The sequence below is a fragment of the Alteromonas lipotrueiana genome (assembly GCF_019249245.1).
GTDB lineage: Bacteria > Pseudomonadota > Gammaproteobacteria > Enterobacterales > Alteromonadaceae > Alteromonas > Alteromonas lipotrueiana.
In genome coordinates, this window is record NZ_JAESDK010000031.1 from 13,511 (window position 1) to 29,146 (window position 15,636).

11 protein-coding genes are annotated in these 15,636 nt (G+C 45.7%); 5 read left to right on the forward strand and 6 right to left on the reverse strand.

Annotated features, from left to right (window positions below):
• Window positions 1-94: 94 nt before the first annotated feature.
• On the forward strand, window positions 95-655 hold the full coding sequence (locus tag JK130_RS16080) for a type 1 glutamine amidotransferase domain-containing protein (RefSeq protein ID WP_218355352.1): 561 nt from the start codon (window positions 95-97) through the stop codon (window positions 653-655).
• 74 nt (window positions 656-729) lie between these two features.
• On the forward strand, window positions 730-1,815 hold the full coding sequence (locus JK130_RS16085; protein ID WP_218355353.1) for an alkene reductase: 1,086 nt from the start codon (window positions 730-732) through the stop codon (window positions 1,813-1,815).
• Window positions 1,816-1,859: 44 nt separating this feature from the next.
• On the opposite strand, the gene JK130_RS16090 is transcribed toward JK130_RS16085, so the two are convergent.
• Window positions 1,860-3,896, reverse strand: a complete 2,037-nt coding sequence (locus JK130_RS16090) for an NADPH-dependent 2,4-dienoyl-CoA reductase (RefSeq protein WP_218355354.1) — start codon at window positions 3,894-3,896, stop codon at window positions 1,860-1,862.
• Window positions 3,897-4,050: 154 nt separating this feature from the next.
• Between JK130_RS16090 and JK130_RS16095 the strand changes: the two genes are divergently transcribed.
• Window positions 4,051-4,674, forward strand: a complete 624-nt coding sequence (locus JK130_RS16095; RefSeq protein WP_218355355.1) for a TetR/AcrR family transcriptional regulator — start codon at window positions 4,051-4,053, stop codon at window positions 4,672-4,674.
• On the opposite strand, the gene JK130_RS16100 is transcribed toward JK130_RS16095, so the two are convergent.
• Entirely contained in the window at window positions 4,634-6,271 is a 1,638-nt protein-coding gene (locus tag JK130_RS16100; protein ID WP_218355356.1) for a GMC family oxidoreductase, read from the reverse strand. The genes JK130_RS16095 and JK130_RS16100 overlap by 41 nt on opposite strands.
• Before the next feature lie 202 nt (window positions 6,272-6,473).
• Between JK130_RS16100 and JK130_RS16105 the strand changes: the two genes are divergently transcribed.
• On the forward strand, window positions 6,474-7,910 hold the full coding sequence (locus JK130_RS16105; protein WP_218355357.1) for a hypothetical protein: 1,437 nt from the start codon (window positions 6,474-6,476) through the stop codon (window positions 7,908-7,910).
• A gap of 175 nt (window positions 7,911-8,085) precedes the next feature.
• On the opposite strand, the gene fadR is transcribed toward JK130_RS16105, so the two are convergent.
• The 4 genes from fadR to JK130_RS16125 form a co-directional block, all read right to left on the reverse strand.
• Complete coding sequence (fadR, locus tag JK130_RS16110) at window positions 8,086-8,796, reverse strand: fatty acid metabolism transcriptional regulator FadR (protein WP_218355358.1); 711 nt, start codon at window positions 8,794-8,796, stop codon at window positions 8,086-8,088.
• A 438-nt stretch (window positions 8,797-9,234) separates the two neighbouring features.
• Complete coding sequence (locus tag JK130_RS16115; RefSeq protein WP_218355359.1) at window positions 9,235-11,247, reverse strand: PAS domain-containing hybrid sensor histidine kinase/response regulator; 2,013 nt, start codon at window positions 11,245-11,247, stop codon at window positions 9,235-9,237.
• A gap of 912 nt (window positions 11,248-12,159) precedes the next feature.
• Complete coding sequence (locus JK130_RS16120) at window positions 12,160-12,609, reverse strand: hypothetical protein (protein WP_218355360.1); 450 nt, start codon at window positions 12,607-12,609, stop codon at window positions 12,160-12,162.
• Window positions 12,572-13,018 carry a hypothetical protein gene (locus JK130_RS16125; RefSeq protein ID WP_218355361.1) on the reverse strand — a complete coding sequence of 149 codons (447 nt, stop codon included), beginning with the start codon at window positions 13,016-13,018 and terminating at the stop codon, window positions 12,572-12,574. The genes JK130_RS16120 and JK130_RS16125 overlap by 38 nt, the downstream gene beginning before the upstream one ends.
• A gap of 494 nt (window positions 13,019-13,512) precedes the next feature.
• Here JK130_RS16125 and JK130_RS16130 point away from each other — a divergent pair, with 494 nt between their 5' ends.
• Window positions 13,513-15,414: an extracellular catalytic domain type 1 short-chain-length polyhydroxyalkanoate depolymerase gene (locus tag JK130_RS16130; protein WP_218355362.1), complete on the forward strand. Its 1,902-nt coding sequence runs from the start codon at window positions 13,513-13,515 to the stop codon at window positions 15,412-15,414.
• Window positions 15,415-15,636 lie beyond the last annotated feature (222 nt).

The window sequence follows — 15,636 nt, forward strand, 5'->3', positions numbered from 1 at the left end:
TTAAATCTGATGCAGATTTAATGTTGATAAACGATCCGACTTTGGTTTTTTGTGCGTAGGAAGACACACATTGACAACGATGGAGGAAACTTCAATGGGTGTATTAACAGGTAAAACCGTTGCGATTCTTGCAACTGATGGTTTTGAACAGGTTGAATTAACTGAGCCAATGAAGCAGGTTAAAGATGCTGGCGCTGAGGTGCACATTGTCTCTTTAGAATCAGGTCAGATTCAGGGCATGAATCATGATGAAAAGGGCGATAAATTTTCTGTTGATAAAACAGTAGATGAAGTATCTGCCGATGACTACAACGGTTTAATTCTGCCAGGTGGCGTATTGAACCCCGATACTTTGCGCACCAACAAAAAAGCCGTGCAGTTAGTACGTGATTTCTTTTCTCAACATAAGCCGGTATCAGCGATTTGTCATGGCCCCTGGCTACTGGTTGAAGCCGATGTATTGAAAGATCGCACAATTACCTCGTTCCCATCAATTAAGACCGACGTAATTAATGCCGGTGCAAAATGGGTCGACCAGGAAGTTGTGGTGGACCAAGGGCTGACCACCAGCCGGGACCCGAACGACTTAGAAGCATTCTGTAAAAAAGTGATTGAAGAGCTACGCGAAGGAAAGCACGAAAAGCAGACCGTATAACGAAACCTACGGCACATAGTACTAGGCCGGGCTTTATTGCCCGGCTTTTTTCTTCGAATAGACCAGGAGTCCTGATGACAGACTTATTTTCGGCCGGAAATACCGGCAATATTGAACTTCGAAACCGTATTTTTATGGCGCCGCTAACCCGTAGCCGCGCCCATGATGAAACCGACGTTCCCTCTGACATGGCGGTTACTTATTATGAACAACGCGCATCGTCGGGGCTGATTATCTCCGAAGCTACCCAAATCAACAAACAGGGTAAAGGCTATATAAAAACACCTGGAATTTATTCTAAAGATCAGGTGGATAAGTGGCGTGAAATCACTGATGCGGTACATGCTAAAGGCGGCAAAATAGTCTTGCAACTGTGGCATGTGGGTCGTATCAGTCACACCCACTTTCAGCCGGATGGTGATGCGCCATTGGCTCCTTCTGCTATAAAACCAGACGTGGATGTTTTTTTTGACGATAAAAAACAACCCGCTTCTGAGCCGCGTGCTATGACCACTGAAGATATCGCGCAAACAGTTGAAGATTATGGCAAGGCGGCCAAAAATGCTTACGATGCAGGTTTTGATGGAATTGAAATTCACTCAGCCAATGGCTATTTGTTAGATCAGTTTTTGCGCGACAGTACCAATAAACGCGACGATGAATACGGCGGTTCGCTGGAAAATCGTATGCGTATTTTAAATGAGGTTGTCGATGCTGTGCTTGAAACCTGGGACAGTTCTCGGGTGGGTGTACGGTTATCGCCCACTGGTAATTTCAATGATATCGGTGATAGCGATCCGCTAAAAACATTCACTTATATTATTGATAGTCTTAATCGGTACAACCTGGCCTACCTGCATATGGTTGAGCGTTTTCCCGGCATGCCTACAGACAATAAGGATCTTAAAATCCAAGAGACTTTGCGAGATGTCTGGAACGGTTTTTATATTGCCAATGGTGATTACGATTACTTAACAGCGAAAACCGCGGTTGAGTCAGGCTACGCTGATGCTATTACGTTTGGCCGTTTGTATATTGCCAACCCTGACCTGGTTGAGCGATTTGAGGTAGGCGCAACGTTTAACGAGCCAGACCAGGACACATTCTATGGTGGCGATAAAGAAGGCTATATTGATTATCCATTTATGGATGATAAATAATTAGAGTTACGCAGTGTCGGGACTTTCGTCCCGACGTTTTTGTTTTACAAACTTGCCGCTAACCGGGTTCCCTGATCAATGGCGCGTTTCGCATCAAGCTCCAATGCTTCGTCAGCTCCGCCAATTAAGTGATACGGCGCCTTTAAGCCTTCTACTAATTCACGCAAGGGTTCTTGCCCAGCACATATAATAATGTTGTCTACCGCAAAAGTTTTAGGTTCGCCGTCAATGGTAATGTGCAACCCCTCATCATCGATTTTATGATATTGCACTCCGGGTATCATTTTGACCCCCTTCATTTTCAAGCTTGCACGGTGTGCCCAGCCCGTGGTTTTACCCAAATCTGCGCCCATTTTGGTTGATTTTCGCTGCAACAATACTATTTCACGAGATGAAGGCTCAGGCTGTGGTCGCATTCCTTTAACTCCGCCACGGGCGGTAAAAGTCATGTCAATGCCCCACTCGTGCATAAATTCGGCAACGTCCAGACTTGGCTGGCTTTTTCCATGGGACAAAAACTCTGCAGTATCAAAACCAATTCCACCCGCACCAATAATAGCTACTTTCTGTCCTACCGGTTTGTGCTGTTTTATTACCTCGATATAAGACATGACACTGACATGTTCGATGCCCTCAATATCAGGAATACGGGGCGAAATACCCGTCGCAAGAATCACGTCATCAAAGCCTTGTTCGTTTAATTGCGATGCGTTTATATGGGTATTGAGTTTGCACTCAACGCCATGAATCTCAAGCTGGCGAGAAAAGTATCTTAAGGTTTCGTTGAACTCTTCTTTACCCGGAATTTGTCGGGCGATATTAAACTGGCCACCCACCTGACTGTCTTTGTCGTACAGGGTAACGGCATGCCCCCGCGAGGCCGCAGTCACTGCAGCAGCCAGCCCCGCAGGCCCGGCGCCTACAACAGCTATTTTTTTAATTGTTTGCGCAGGCGTGATGACAAGCTCTAATTCGTGACAGGCGCGCGGGTTAACCAGACAACTGGTGAGTTTGCCGTTAAACACATGATCAAGACAGGCCTGATTACAGCCAATACAGGTGTTGATTTCATCTGACTTGTTTTGCTGTGCTTTCACCACAAATTCGGCATCTGCAAGAAATGGCCGGGCCATAGACACCATATCAGCGTCGCCCCGGGCAAGAACCTGTTCGGCGACCTCGGGGGTATTTATGCGGTTTGACGTAATCACCGGAATAGATAACGCCTGTCTGAACTTAGCGGTGACCCAGGTAAAGGCGGCACGGGGGACCCGTGTCGAGATAGTCGGAATACGTGCCTCGTGCCAGCCTATACCGGTATTTATAATGGTAGCGCCGGCCCTTTCAATCTCTTTACCTAGCTGAACAACCTCATCGTAATCAGAGCCATCTTCTACCAAATCTAACATCGATAACCGGTAGATAATAATAAACTGTTCGCCCACTGCTTCGCGTACACGCTTGACCACCTCAATAGGTAAGCGAATTCGGTTTTCGTATTCTCCCCCCCATTTATCGTCACGATGGTTGGTGCGCTTAGCAATAAACTGATTCAAAAAATATCCTTCTGAACCCATAATCTCAACACCGTCATAGCCGGCACGTTGCGCTTGCTTCGCTGTAAAAACAAAATCATCAATTTGCTGGTGAATTTCTTCATCGGTGAGCGCTTTAGGCTTAAAAGGATTTATAGGCGCCTGAATAGCTGAAGGTGCAACCAGCTTTTCGCTGTAGGCATAACGGCCGGTATGCAAAATTTGCATACAAATTTTGCCACCCGCGTCATGTACTGCCTGGGTAACTTCCTGATGATGGGCCACAGCTTTATCTGAATCAAGGCGACGGGTAATAGGATGCGTTGCGCCCTCTTCATTGGGTCCGATGCCCCCGGTGACAATCAGCCCCACGCCGCCTTTCGCGCGCTCTGCATAAAATGCTGCCATATGCTTGTGGCCGTTCGGCATTTCTTCAAGCCCGGTATGCATGGAGCCCATCAATACCCGATTCTTTAGTTGAGTAAAGCCAAGATCCAAAGGCTGGAACAAGGTGGGATAAACCGGGTGTGAAGATGTATTTTCCATGATGAGACCTGTAAGTTATGCAAATTGAATAACGCACTATCAGCGTAGCTATGAAAGCCGCCAAACGCTAAACTAGACAGCGTCAAGATAATCTGCAATATTGATACTGTCAAGATTCAAATTTTCTTTTTATTTACATTTAGTGAACAAACCAGTGCGTATTAAAGAGTCATATCATCACGGAGATTTACGCAGCGCATTAATTATCGCTGCAACCCATCGCCTCGAAAATCTGGGTATAGAAGAACTTTCGTTAAGAAAACTGGCTGAAGATTTGGGGGTGTCGCGTACGGCGCCTTATCATCATTTTAAAGATAAAAATGCTTTACTTAGCGCCATCGCTGCCAGCGGCTTTGAAGAGTGGAAAGCCATTGCCACGAACATTTTTGAACATTCGACAGATCCTGCCCCAGTGCGCTTACGTGCCTTTATTCATGCTTATATTGGTTATGCAGCTAAACATCCTCAGCTTTACGATCTTATGTTTGGCCGTACCCTTTGGCAACACAATGAAGCCAGTCAGGGGCTCAAAGATGTAGCATTTCCGACCTTTCAGTATCAGGTTGAAATGACCCGCTACTGGCAGCAACAAGGATTGCTTCCAGCCAGTACCGAAGCTCTTCGTCTGGCGCAGGTAACGTGGGGAACATTACATGGTATCGCCCGCCTGGTCATTGATGGAGTTTATGCGAATAGCGCGCACATTGAAGATATCTGCGATACCGCGGCCGATTTGTTTATGCAACGCTGTGACTTTGTCGATAACGTTGCAAAATAAGCGCCGCGGCTCGTTCAGCAATCATGACGACTGGCGCGTGCGTGTTGCCTCCGGTAATAGTCGGAATCACTGAGGCATCGACCACGCGCAAATTGGTTATTCCTATAACCCGCAATTGATTATCTACCACACAGGTTTCATCATCAGGTTCGCCCATTTTGCAGGTGCCCACCGGATGATAAATGGTTTCGGCTTTTTCCCGGATAAATCGGATGAGCCCGGCCTCGTCGGTAATATCGGGGCCGGGTAACCACTCGGTAGCATGAAATTCGTCAAAAGCGGGCATGGTTAAAATTTTCCGGGCGAGTTTAATGCCTCCGACCAGAATCTCTATGTCATCGTTGTGACTCAGATAATTAGGGTCGATTTTGGGCGCGATTGCAGGATCGGGGCTTTGCAATGTGACCTCCCCACGACTACGGGGATACAAGTTACACACATGCAGGCCAAATCCGTAACCAAAAGCCGTTTTTCGACCATGATCATTAAGCCGGGCAGGCAAAAAGTGAAACTGTAAATCGGGTTTGTCAGGCTGGGCTTTTGATGAACAGGCAAAGCCCCCCGCCTCGGCAATATTAGACGACAGCATGCCCTCTCGCTTTAAAAGGTATCGTATAGCAGCGTTAAAGTAACCAGGTAAAGCCGAAGCCGCTACCGCATATCCGTGTCGGCTTTTAGACTTATATTGCACTATAGCATCAAGGTGATCCTGAAGATTTTTGCCAACCCCGGGAAGGTTTACACGTGTTTTAATATTATGAAGGTCCAGCTCTTTTTCAGGGCCAATTCCCGATAACAATAAAAGTTGCGGAGAATTTATTGCGCCCGCACTTAATATAATTTCGTGGCGGGCGTGCAATAATTTCAGCTCGCCTTTGCAAAGTACCTCTACCCGCTTAGCTGCAGTGCCACAAAACTGTATATGGTTAACCTGAATCTGAGTTTTTATGTGCAAATTTGCACGTTTGTGAGTATCGCTCAAATAAGCCTGCGCTGCAGACCAGCGCTGACCATTGTGCTGAGTAACATGGTACAAACCCACGCCCACCCGACTGTCGCGGTTAAAGTCTTCACACTTCGAAAGACCGTATTGAACGCCCGCTTTTATAAAGGTTTTTGATAGTTCGTCCACATGGCGAAGCTGGTTTACCTGTAATGGCCCGCCACGCCCGTGAAACGTATCTTCTCCGGCAAAATAATGCTCCGCTTTTTTAAACCACGGCAATACCTCGGCTGCCGACCAGCCGGTAGCACCTGCTGCCGCCCAGTCATCATAATCGCTGTATTGACCACGGATATAACACATGGCATTAATTGAGCTGCTACCACCGAGCGTTTTGCCACGAGGCCAGTATAGTTTTCGATGGTTCAAACCTGCCTGGGGCGTGGTTTCGTAACCCCAGTTAACTGACTTAACCCTGCTTAATAACGATAAACCGAAAGGAATATGAATTAACGGATGCGTATCTTTACCGCCCGCTTCTAACAAACAAACACTAATGGCAGGGTCTTCACTTAGTCTGGAGGCCAGTACGCATCCGGCAGAGCCCCCGCCTACAATAATATAGTCAAATTCATTTGATGGTGAGGTGCTCATATTTTTCCGGTAACATGGCAGCGAATAGCCGCCTACAGATATTTTAACATTATTATAACGTATTGCGGTTATAGAGCGTTATTTTCATTCATACTTTCCGTTTCGTGTTGACCTTCACTATATTGTGAATATGATGACGCCTGAATCCCATTAGGCGATGACTTATCTGTTGTCTATGCCAGCTGGCAACAAAAGGACCTATGTGAATAAAAAAATAGAAAGCCCGGACAATATGTATACACAGCAAGTAAAAAAGCTGATTGAGCAGGTAGCCCCTTCAGATAGCCGGGCAGCGTCTTTGTATACCGATGCAAAAAACTTTTATTCACTGACACCCTCACTCTTGGGTCATATACGCGAGCTCAAACTTCAGCTAGACAGCGCCTTAGAGCGTGAAGCAGCTGCCGCCGATGTTTCTGAACTACAACGTCAGATAGAACAAAGTAAACAAAAGCTGGAAGAAGAACGTCTGGCAAGAATTGCCAGGGTGAATCAGGTTTGTCGTGAGGTGATAGCACTTTGCGAAGGTAATACATACGAAGAAACGCAACATCAAAGCGCCCGGTTTTTAGGTACTTTGATGTTATTAACGCAAGGCCCCGTGACGGGTTTTGCCCGCTTACATCAACGGTTCAAACCCTTGTATAAAGCGGTACTCCTCTTGCGCTTAGTCGACAAACTTATGAAAGACGAAGCCACGTCCCATCCTTACCTGGTGTTATACCGCCCTTCACTTTCAAGAATGAATGGCGATAAATACTGGCAGGACAAATGGGAAAAAGAATTAGCAATCCCCCTTATATCCTGTGCATTATTGCAAGACATAGGGTTGTTACACAATGACGCTCAAACTATCTTACTAGGCGAAAATCGCGAACTGAACGAGTTCAGATTGCTTGATGAAAACCATCGTAAGCAGCTGTTAAAGCTAAATTATGTGCATACTATGTCGTACCTTAAACGAGGTCTGGGCATGCCTGCATTTTCTGGTAGCAGTACCGAAGAAAAACATCGCTTCACGCAGATCCATGCAGCAGCAAATCAGTTTCGGGAAAGACTAATGCAAGATGCTTTTGTATCAAAGTCAGGATTAGGTGAGTTACTCAAAATCCCGCAGATATATGTGTCGATAATTCTCTCAACAAAACATGATTACAATCGTAAGGAATTAGCAAAAGGCTATCTTCTTATTGAGCAACTGGCCAAAAAAGGGGGCTTAAATGCAAAGCTTGCCGAGGCGTTTATGCAGATTGTAGGCTTTTTTCCCCAAGGATTTGGCGTTACGTTTATCCCTAAAAACGAGCGCGGCGAAGAAAAGAAACAGTTTGAATACGCCATTGTGAACCAGCTTAACCCTAAAAATCCCGCTGAGCCTCATTGTCGTATTGTATCGCGCAATCTGAATTTTGTGATTTCAGGCGGGGATGAAGTCATCGAGCGAAGCCGCAACCTTTTCTTTCCGGCCAATCAGAAAAAATTGATGAGTATAGGTCGCGACCGAATAGCTGAAATCATGAGTCAGTTACAAAGTAATTTTAATTCAGAGTCAATCGACGAACTGGCTCCACAACTGTGGGAGCCTTCAGATTACTTTGCTAACCGCAAGCATCAGAACCTATGGAAGCGAGATGTACCGTAAGCTTGCTCTTCTTATGAAGGCTTTAACTTATTAGCCCGATACAAACCCATATCACCGAAAAGTAAAAGTCATCTGCAAAAGTACTTTAGACGGCCTTATTTAGATTTCCGGACGTCGTTTCGAACAAAAAAAAGACGCTTAATTGCGTCTTTTTTATAGCCAGAGACCTAACTCGCTAGTCGACCAGATCTTTAGGCATATTTTCTCTTATCTGCAACCAGACTTTTCCAGACTCAATGCCATAATTACGCACCACCACGGGTACTTCATCATAGTTGCCCTGCTCTGCCACTTCTAATAGTTTCTGATAAAAGTTACGTGCAACTTGCTGTGCACTGTCATGAGAAAAGAAGTAACCTCCTATCCGAGAATACAAACCCCGAAACCCGTTCATCATCAAGACAAATACATTGTTACCTGAGGCCAGGGCTAAATCGTGATTCATTTGATAGTCGTAGTGCGCAAACGCCGTACCGTCTGCTTCAAGATCTTTATAGCGAGAAATTATTTTAATCGCTTCTTCAGGATTATGGCGAATAGCTCCACGAATAAACACCGCACTTAAATTAGTGCGCGCTGCTAGCAAATTGTCTACCAGTTCAGGAATGCCTTCCTGATCTAACCGGGCCAGCGTTTCAAGAATATTAAGACCGCAGGTTTCCCAGAAGTTGTTAACCTTGGTTGGCTTGCCATGTTGAATGGTAAGCCATCCGTCACGCGCTAATCGTTGGAGTACTTCTCGAAGTGTTGTGCGGGTAACGCCAATTAACTCCGATAACTCGCGTTCTGCGGGCAAGATGGTTCCGGGCGGAAAACGACCACTCCAAATTGATTCAACAATATATTCTTCGGCAAATCCAGCGGGACTCTGGGCCTTGTAGATCATAGTATTTTCGCCTGAAAATCTTTTCTTATAATATCAACTGATTGTACCAGACGAATCTTGAAATTCACAAACAATTGCGCGTAAAGCGCGTGGTATTTGCTTCTTAAGTTAGGATTTTGCGGCAAAATGAGATTGCATGTCCAGGTAACGGCAAGTTACGTATGAGTGTCAAACCAAATAAACAATGACAAAGCAGCGTTGACAGTCCGTTCTCAGGTGCCTTTTTGAACACAGAGCGCATCACAAGAGTGAACACTAACATGATGAAGAAGCAATTCCGCGGGCTCGGGCTGTAGTTTCACAGTCAATTTGCTGTTAAGGCTGGCCGAAAATTGGGCTAAGAGCGAGAGCAGTTGCCAGGATATGCTTTTTAACATTAAACGTTTTAACCCCAGGACCGACGCTGTCTTCTCGAAGTCTTTTACAGTTGAAAAAGAACTACTTTAAGACTGAAGCCAACAGCCCATAAAGATGATTTTTATCAACGGGTTTTGCGACATGAGCTGTAAAGCCCAGATTTAAATAGCTGGCTACATCCTCAACCATCGCATTAGCCGTTAGCGCGATGATTGGCACCTGACTGCGAAAACGGCGAATATGCTTCATGGCTTCAATACCATCCATCTCAGGCATTTGTATGTCCATTAAAATTAAATCAAACGCGTCTTTTCTTGCGGCTTCGACCGCTAGTTTGCCATTTTCTACAATTGTTAAGGTTGCCTCAGTGCTTTCAAGTAACGCTTCGATGACAACCTGATTAATTTCGTTATCTTCGGCAATGAGTATTTTTTTGTCGGTTAAGCGCGGGGCCACCAATGCTTTATACTCGGTTTTATAAGTCTCTTTGTCGGTTTTCGCTAATGGCAGGATAACGCTTATTGCTGTTCCGCATCCCGGTTCGCTTTTAACCTCTATTATGCCGTCCATCATCTCAATAAGGTTTAGTGTTATCGACATGCCCAGTCCACTTCCACCAAACCTACGAGTTGTTGAGCTGTCCGCTTGAGAGAAACGTTCAAATACGCGGCTTTTGGCCTCTGCGCTCATACCAATCCCCGTATCAATAACATCGAAACCAAGTGCCTTTTCGGCATTATGCTGAGTTTCGTAAATGTTGACTGTTACACTACCTTTGTCAGTAAACTTGACAGCGTTACTCACGAGATTAAGTAATATTTGTTTAACTCTGACAATATCCCCCAGCCAACCATCTGAAAAACCCGGCTCAATGTGACTGATAAGTTGAATGCCTTTATTACTGACGATTCCATCTACATCAAACTTGACGGACCGTAATACCTCAATAATCAAGAAAGGTTGTTTTTCCAATTGCAGCTTTTTGTCTTCTATCTTCGAGTAGTCAAGAATATCGTTGATGATTGTTAGTAGTGACCTGGCAGAGGATAAGGCATTGCTTAGCATAAGCTCTGATTTAGCATTGAGAGCATCAGTATTTATCATTTGCAGGCCACCGAGAATAGCATTCATCGGAGTTCGAATTTCGTGGCTCATGTTCGCCAGGAATTCGCTTTTCATTTTACTGGCTTCTTCTGCCCTTTGCCTGGAGGTTTGAAGCTGTTGCTCAACAAGTTTTTGTTCAGAAATGTCCTGTATAATAGAGCAAATAAGTTCCTCGCCCCTTGCGCTGGTAATTTTTACGCCATTGAGTTGAACTGGATAAGTATGCCCATCCTTGTGGATATACTCTTTATAATAAGGCCCGTATCGACCCGTCTCAGACAAAGATGACAGTTGAGCTTGCTCCTGTTGCTCGTATTTTTGAGGCGTCAACTGCCAATAGTCCATGTTATTTAGTTCATCAAGACGGTAACCAGAGAAACGGCTCAACTCTTTATTTACGTAGTCAAATCCTCCGTCACTTATCCTGTTTATCGCAATACCAACAGGCGCTAAATTGACCAACTTCTCGAACTTTTCTTTTTCTTCTAAATACGCAGCACTAGCACGCTCCACCGCTTCATTGGCTGAGTGTAGTCGACTCTTCGCTTCAACCAGTTCTGTTATGTCTCTACCTATGGCTAAAATCAGATTCTGACTGCCAACTTTTAATGCAGAAAGAGAGACTAAACACAGAAACACTGACCCATCTATTCGTGAATGAAGCCATTGGAAAAGCTGCGGCCCTTCACAGAAAGCTTTTTGAATATATTCTGAGGCCATTTCCTCGGATGTTCTTCCGCAGGGTTGATATTCCGGTGAGAGGTCAGAAGGCTTTAAATTGAGAAAGTTATCGGCACTTTTCACGCCGTGAAGCTTAATTGCAGCTTGATTGCACCTAATGAACTTACCCGTGCTAAGGTCGATAATAGAAAGCGCGTCCCCAGAAACATCAAATAACTCCTTGTACATGATGTTCTCAGCCTGCTGTGTAGCAAGCTCAGCTTCTAATCTATTAATTTGCGCTTGTAATGTTTCGCTACTGTGACTCATATACGACTCTTTTGAAAAGCTCACCTAAAATATTAGAGCATCGACGCGGTATATAATAGCTAAATAACAGAGTTTCCTGAACTGCTCGTCAACGCGATAGGGCTTCCACTGACTTTGCTAATGGTCATTTTAGTGTGTGCTACACGTACAAAAGGGCTGCACGAGCAGCCTAGAACAGTTTAAACCTCAATAGGTTCTACTATTTCTAAAGCATTGTTCACCTCAATGCCTGGGTAGCGAACTGTGCTCTCTAACTTCTTATGACCAGGCAAAAGTTGCACAACTCACAGATTTTTCGTTTTGTTATAAGTCAGGTATGGTTTGGTTCTGCGTATCGAGTGGGTGTTATAGAGTGATGTATCGAGATTGAGCTTTTAAATCCAGCCATGAAAATGCGATTGTATTGTCTGGTAGATATGTGCTCAGAGCTATTGATACGTGATTTAAAAAGATACTCAGACTCTTTGAGTCCAGTTTTCTTTAATTATACCAGGATCAGATCTTAAGTATCCGGCGTTATCTCAAATTAAACAGAACTGCCTGTATTTTGCTGAACAACATGCGTTCGACTCAAAACTGAACGTCCGCAAACGACATCTCACACTTTGAGTTTAGCGAGGTCACGCGCTTGTCCCGCAAGCTCTAAACGAATTCGGATACCCCATAGGCAGGATATCTGAAGAGGCATTTTCTGCCCGATTATGCGGTCTTTATTCCAAGGTGTATGAATTTGCATAGCCATTAGTCGTCTCCCATTTAGTCGGCAACAGACAGTGAGTCATTGGACGGTGGTCCGGGCACTTGCGTTTAGTTCTCTACTCTTCTGCCCGGCTCCGAAGCCTTACCATTTTAATGGCGGCATGGGTAGGTTTAGCGGTTTTGATACTCATAGCGATGTTGTGGAAGTGTTGGTTATAGTCTTTTAATCTGATTAATGATTAATGGAGTTACAGAGGCATGAATACCTCCAGACGGGCCAAACATAAAATGATGTTTATTCTGACTTCCATCTTTTCTATTAACCAATACATGCTTCTCGATAATGGTAAGATTCTCGACTTCTTCGGCGCTAATTTTTGTAAAAGTTGGGAATGTTTGGATATAGATATAGTTGCCGCGCTTAATTACTGAAAATCTGCCCCACCTCCAGCAAACCATCGTCACAATTAAAACAATAGTTGTATAAAAAACAAAACGCATGGATAGATTGTCGGGTGTGAACACACCCGTGAGTATAAAAACAAGAAACAATGTCGTCGTGTAATTTAATAAAAATAGTACCGTCATTTTACTTTCCAGAAAGGCAGGCAGATGCCTCTCTTGATTATGGGTAACAGAAGTATGCGCCACCAATTGTGCCAATTGCTGAGCCTAAAGAGCTACCACCTGTGATGCCAGGTCCCGCTCCGAAACCAAAACCTCCCACAAAGCCTGCGACACCACCAATAACGCCACCGGTGATACCCCCACCAACCGCCCAGTTAGACATACAATCACCGCCAGAAATTTGTGAGATCTCGTCAAGATTTAATTCATTCATATCGCTATCCTTAAGGTATGCAAACTGCTGCGCCAATCTGCGTTCCAAATCCAAAGCCCCAAACTGCGCCAGCCCCATACCTATGCCTGTTGTAGCAATACCTCCACCGATAAAACCGCCTAATGCACCCAGTGCGCCAAAACTAGCTACGCAAACACTTTCGTCTAAACCGGCACCATTTACACTATTAAGTTCTTCTAGGGTTATCTCATGCAAGATAATAATCTCCATATAATAATATTTGGTCCCTTTAACAAAGGACCAATACAGACTATTCAAATTATGTGAGACTTGATACTGAACTGATGAGTAGTTTTAGAGTAGCGTTCAACAGGAGCATTCAGAACGTTCAGGACAGTTGAGAGTACTCAAGACAGTCACTCATTACGAGCATTCAGGACAGTCACTCATCAAGGAGCATTCAGAGGGAGCATTCAGGACAGTCACTCATTATATCCATTCCATGTTTGGCAATGAGCCCTCAACACAGTCACTCATCAAGGAGCATTCAGAGGAGCATTCAGGACAGTCACTCATTACATTCATTCCAAGTTTGGCAACTATTCCTCATTTCGCTGTACCTTATTGGAAGCCACTGACTGCAAGACTAGATCTGCCGCCCTCCATTTATTGACAAATAGCACGGCCGTACGAAAGTACTACAGCCAAATGAGCTCAAAAAATAAACAATAGGTTAACGTCAATTAAACATAAGGAGGCGTGTAGTGATAAATATAAAATCCATTCTCTCCCTCATTTGCCTGAGTGCAACGGCGCTGACTGCCAATGCCGGTAGTTGGCAGAACAACCAATCTGTAGGCGGATTTAACAAAGTGCATATCTACACGCCTGATACTCAGTCATCTGTGGGTAATGGCAGGGCACTACTGGTGGTGCTACATGGCTGTACTCAGTCGGTGGATGCGTACCTCACAGCCAACCTCGAAGATGCCGCTGAGACCTATGGTATGGTTATCGCGGTGCCTGATGCCATGAACAAGGCCGGTTTCAATTGCTGGTCGTACTGGCAGGGAACAAAATCCCGCACCGCAGGCGATTATAAAAACCTAATTTCACTGGCCAATACCTTAAGTGCCAGTACCACTTACAATATCGACAGTGACCAGGTCTATATCGCCGGCTTATCGTCTGGCGCCGCGTTTGCCAATACCACAGCCTGTATCGCCCCTGACGTCTTTGCAGGCATGGGCATTAGCGCTGGTCCCAGTATAGGCACCAGCTCCAACGGTGCTATTGGTACCTGCGAGTATGCCAATGTGGCTCAGCGATGTGAGCAATATGCCGGCAGTTACGGCAGTTATTTTGATAGCCAGATTGCCTCAATTGCTCATGGTGATGCCGACACCACGGTCGACCAGTGCTATAACCGGCAGAACGCCGAGGGCATGGGGGATGTATACGGCGTTATTGAGTTACCCGGCTCGACTGCTATTGGCAGTGGCTCCCGCACTGCTCAGGAGTTCTTGTGGGAAGAAGGCCGCGTATCCATGCTCTGGCTTAATGGAGTTGACCATGCCTGGTCCGGCGGCCAGGGAGCGTCAGGCTCTTACGTTAATGGTAACGGTATTAATTACGCCATGTATCTGGGACAGTACTTTTTAGAAAACAACTCTAGAGTTGATCGCAACGAGGCCCCGGTGGTGTCAGCGGTTATGGCTACTGTGGACGGCAGTCAGATAACCGTGAGTGGAAATATTTCTGATAGCGACGGCACCGTCGAGAAAGTGTTTGTGCAATTACGGGACGATGCCGATAACGTTTTTCAATATACCGACAATACGGTTTCATCTGGCTCGTTCTCGGTGACTTCGGCAAGTCTTGCTGATGCGCTTTACTTTGTCAGCGTGAATGCATCTGACAACAACGGTGCGCTATCCGATACGGTTACCGATTCAGTTAGAGTGGGCCCGCAACCGCCAGATACTGCCCCGGCGTTATCGAATATTCAGGTTACCGTGAGTGGACAATGTGCCGAGGTGACCGGTGAAGTGGTGGATATAAACCAGAATCTGGCGTCAGTAGTGGCTGCCTTCAGCACAGGGCCTGTCACCGCCGGAGTAAACGGAACCCTTTTTACTGTGCAAGCGTGTGACCTGCCGGGCGGTGAACAAAGCGTAACCGTAACGGCTACCGATACCACAGCGCTGTCGTCAGCCGAGTCACTCACATTTGCAATCGACGCGGGTCAGATAGCGACTCTTGATGGGCATATTGCAGCGGGTCGACTCGACTACACGAATTACGCCAATTGCTATCTGGAATATAGTACCAATACCTTCAAGCTGAATGAGATTGAGGTTTCGGGCGGCCAGTGTCAGTGGCAGGATGATGACAACAGTTGCGCGGGGCCAGTGCAGAATTGCAGTGGCAGCACGCCCACCGCCCCGGGTAATGGCGGCGGGGATGGTGATAGCGATGAATGCGCCAGCTATACGACGGCGAACTACTATCATAAGGTTGCAGGCAGAGCTTATAGCACCGGTAATTACTATACGCCGGACTATTTTACCGTTGGCTCCGATGCTCCCATGAGTGGCTCAACTTGGGGCACCACGACCTTGTCATCTCTAGACGGGGAAGCCTGGTACACAGGTACCTGCCCATAATTGTAGAGCGGCATCAGGCGGATGCGTTGCCCATCCTGATGCCGTTTTCTCTGAATTCCCTGCATTGCCTGATTCGACTAGTTACCCTATTGCTAGCGTCCCTATTGCTAGGACAGTCACTCCTAACAGTTACAGACTAGAAAGTTACAGACTAGGACAGTCACTCCTTGCTTCCCTCATTACTTTCGATATTGATATCATTACCAGGCGGTTAAATATTGC

Excerpts from the sequence above, each read along its gene's own strand:
- JK130_RS16125 (WP_218355361.1), bottom strand. The coding sequence starts at position 13,018 with ATGGAGATTATTATCTTGCATGAGATAACCCTAGAAGAACTTAATAGT.
- JK130_RS16085 (WP_218355353.1), top strand. The coding sequence starts at position 730 with ATGACAGACTTATTTTCGGCCGGAAATACCGGCAATATTGAACTTCGA.
- JK130_RS16100 (WP_218355356.1), bottom strand. The coding sequence starts at position 6,271 with ATGAGCACCTCACCATCAAATGAATTTGACTATATTATTGTAGGCGGG.
- JK130_RS16080 (WP_218355352.1), top strand. The coding sequence starts at position 95 with ATGGGTGTATTAACAGGTAAAACCGTTGCGATTCTTGCAACTGATGGT.
- fadR (WP_218355358.1), bottom strand. The coding sequence starts at position 8,796 with ATGATCTACAAGGCCCAGAGTCCCGCTGGATTTGCCGAAGAATATATT.
- JK130_RS16090 (WP_218355354.1), bottom strand. The coding sequence starts at position 3,896 with ATGGAAAATACATCTTCACACCCGGTTTATCCCACCTTGTTCCAGCCT.
- JK130_RS16115 (WP_218355359.1), bottom strand. The coding sequence starts at position 11,247 with ATGAGTCACAGTAGCGAAACATTACAAGCGCAAATTAATAGATTAGAA.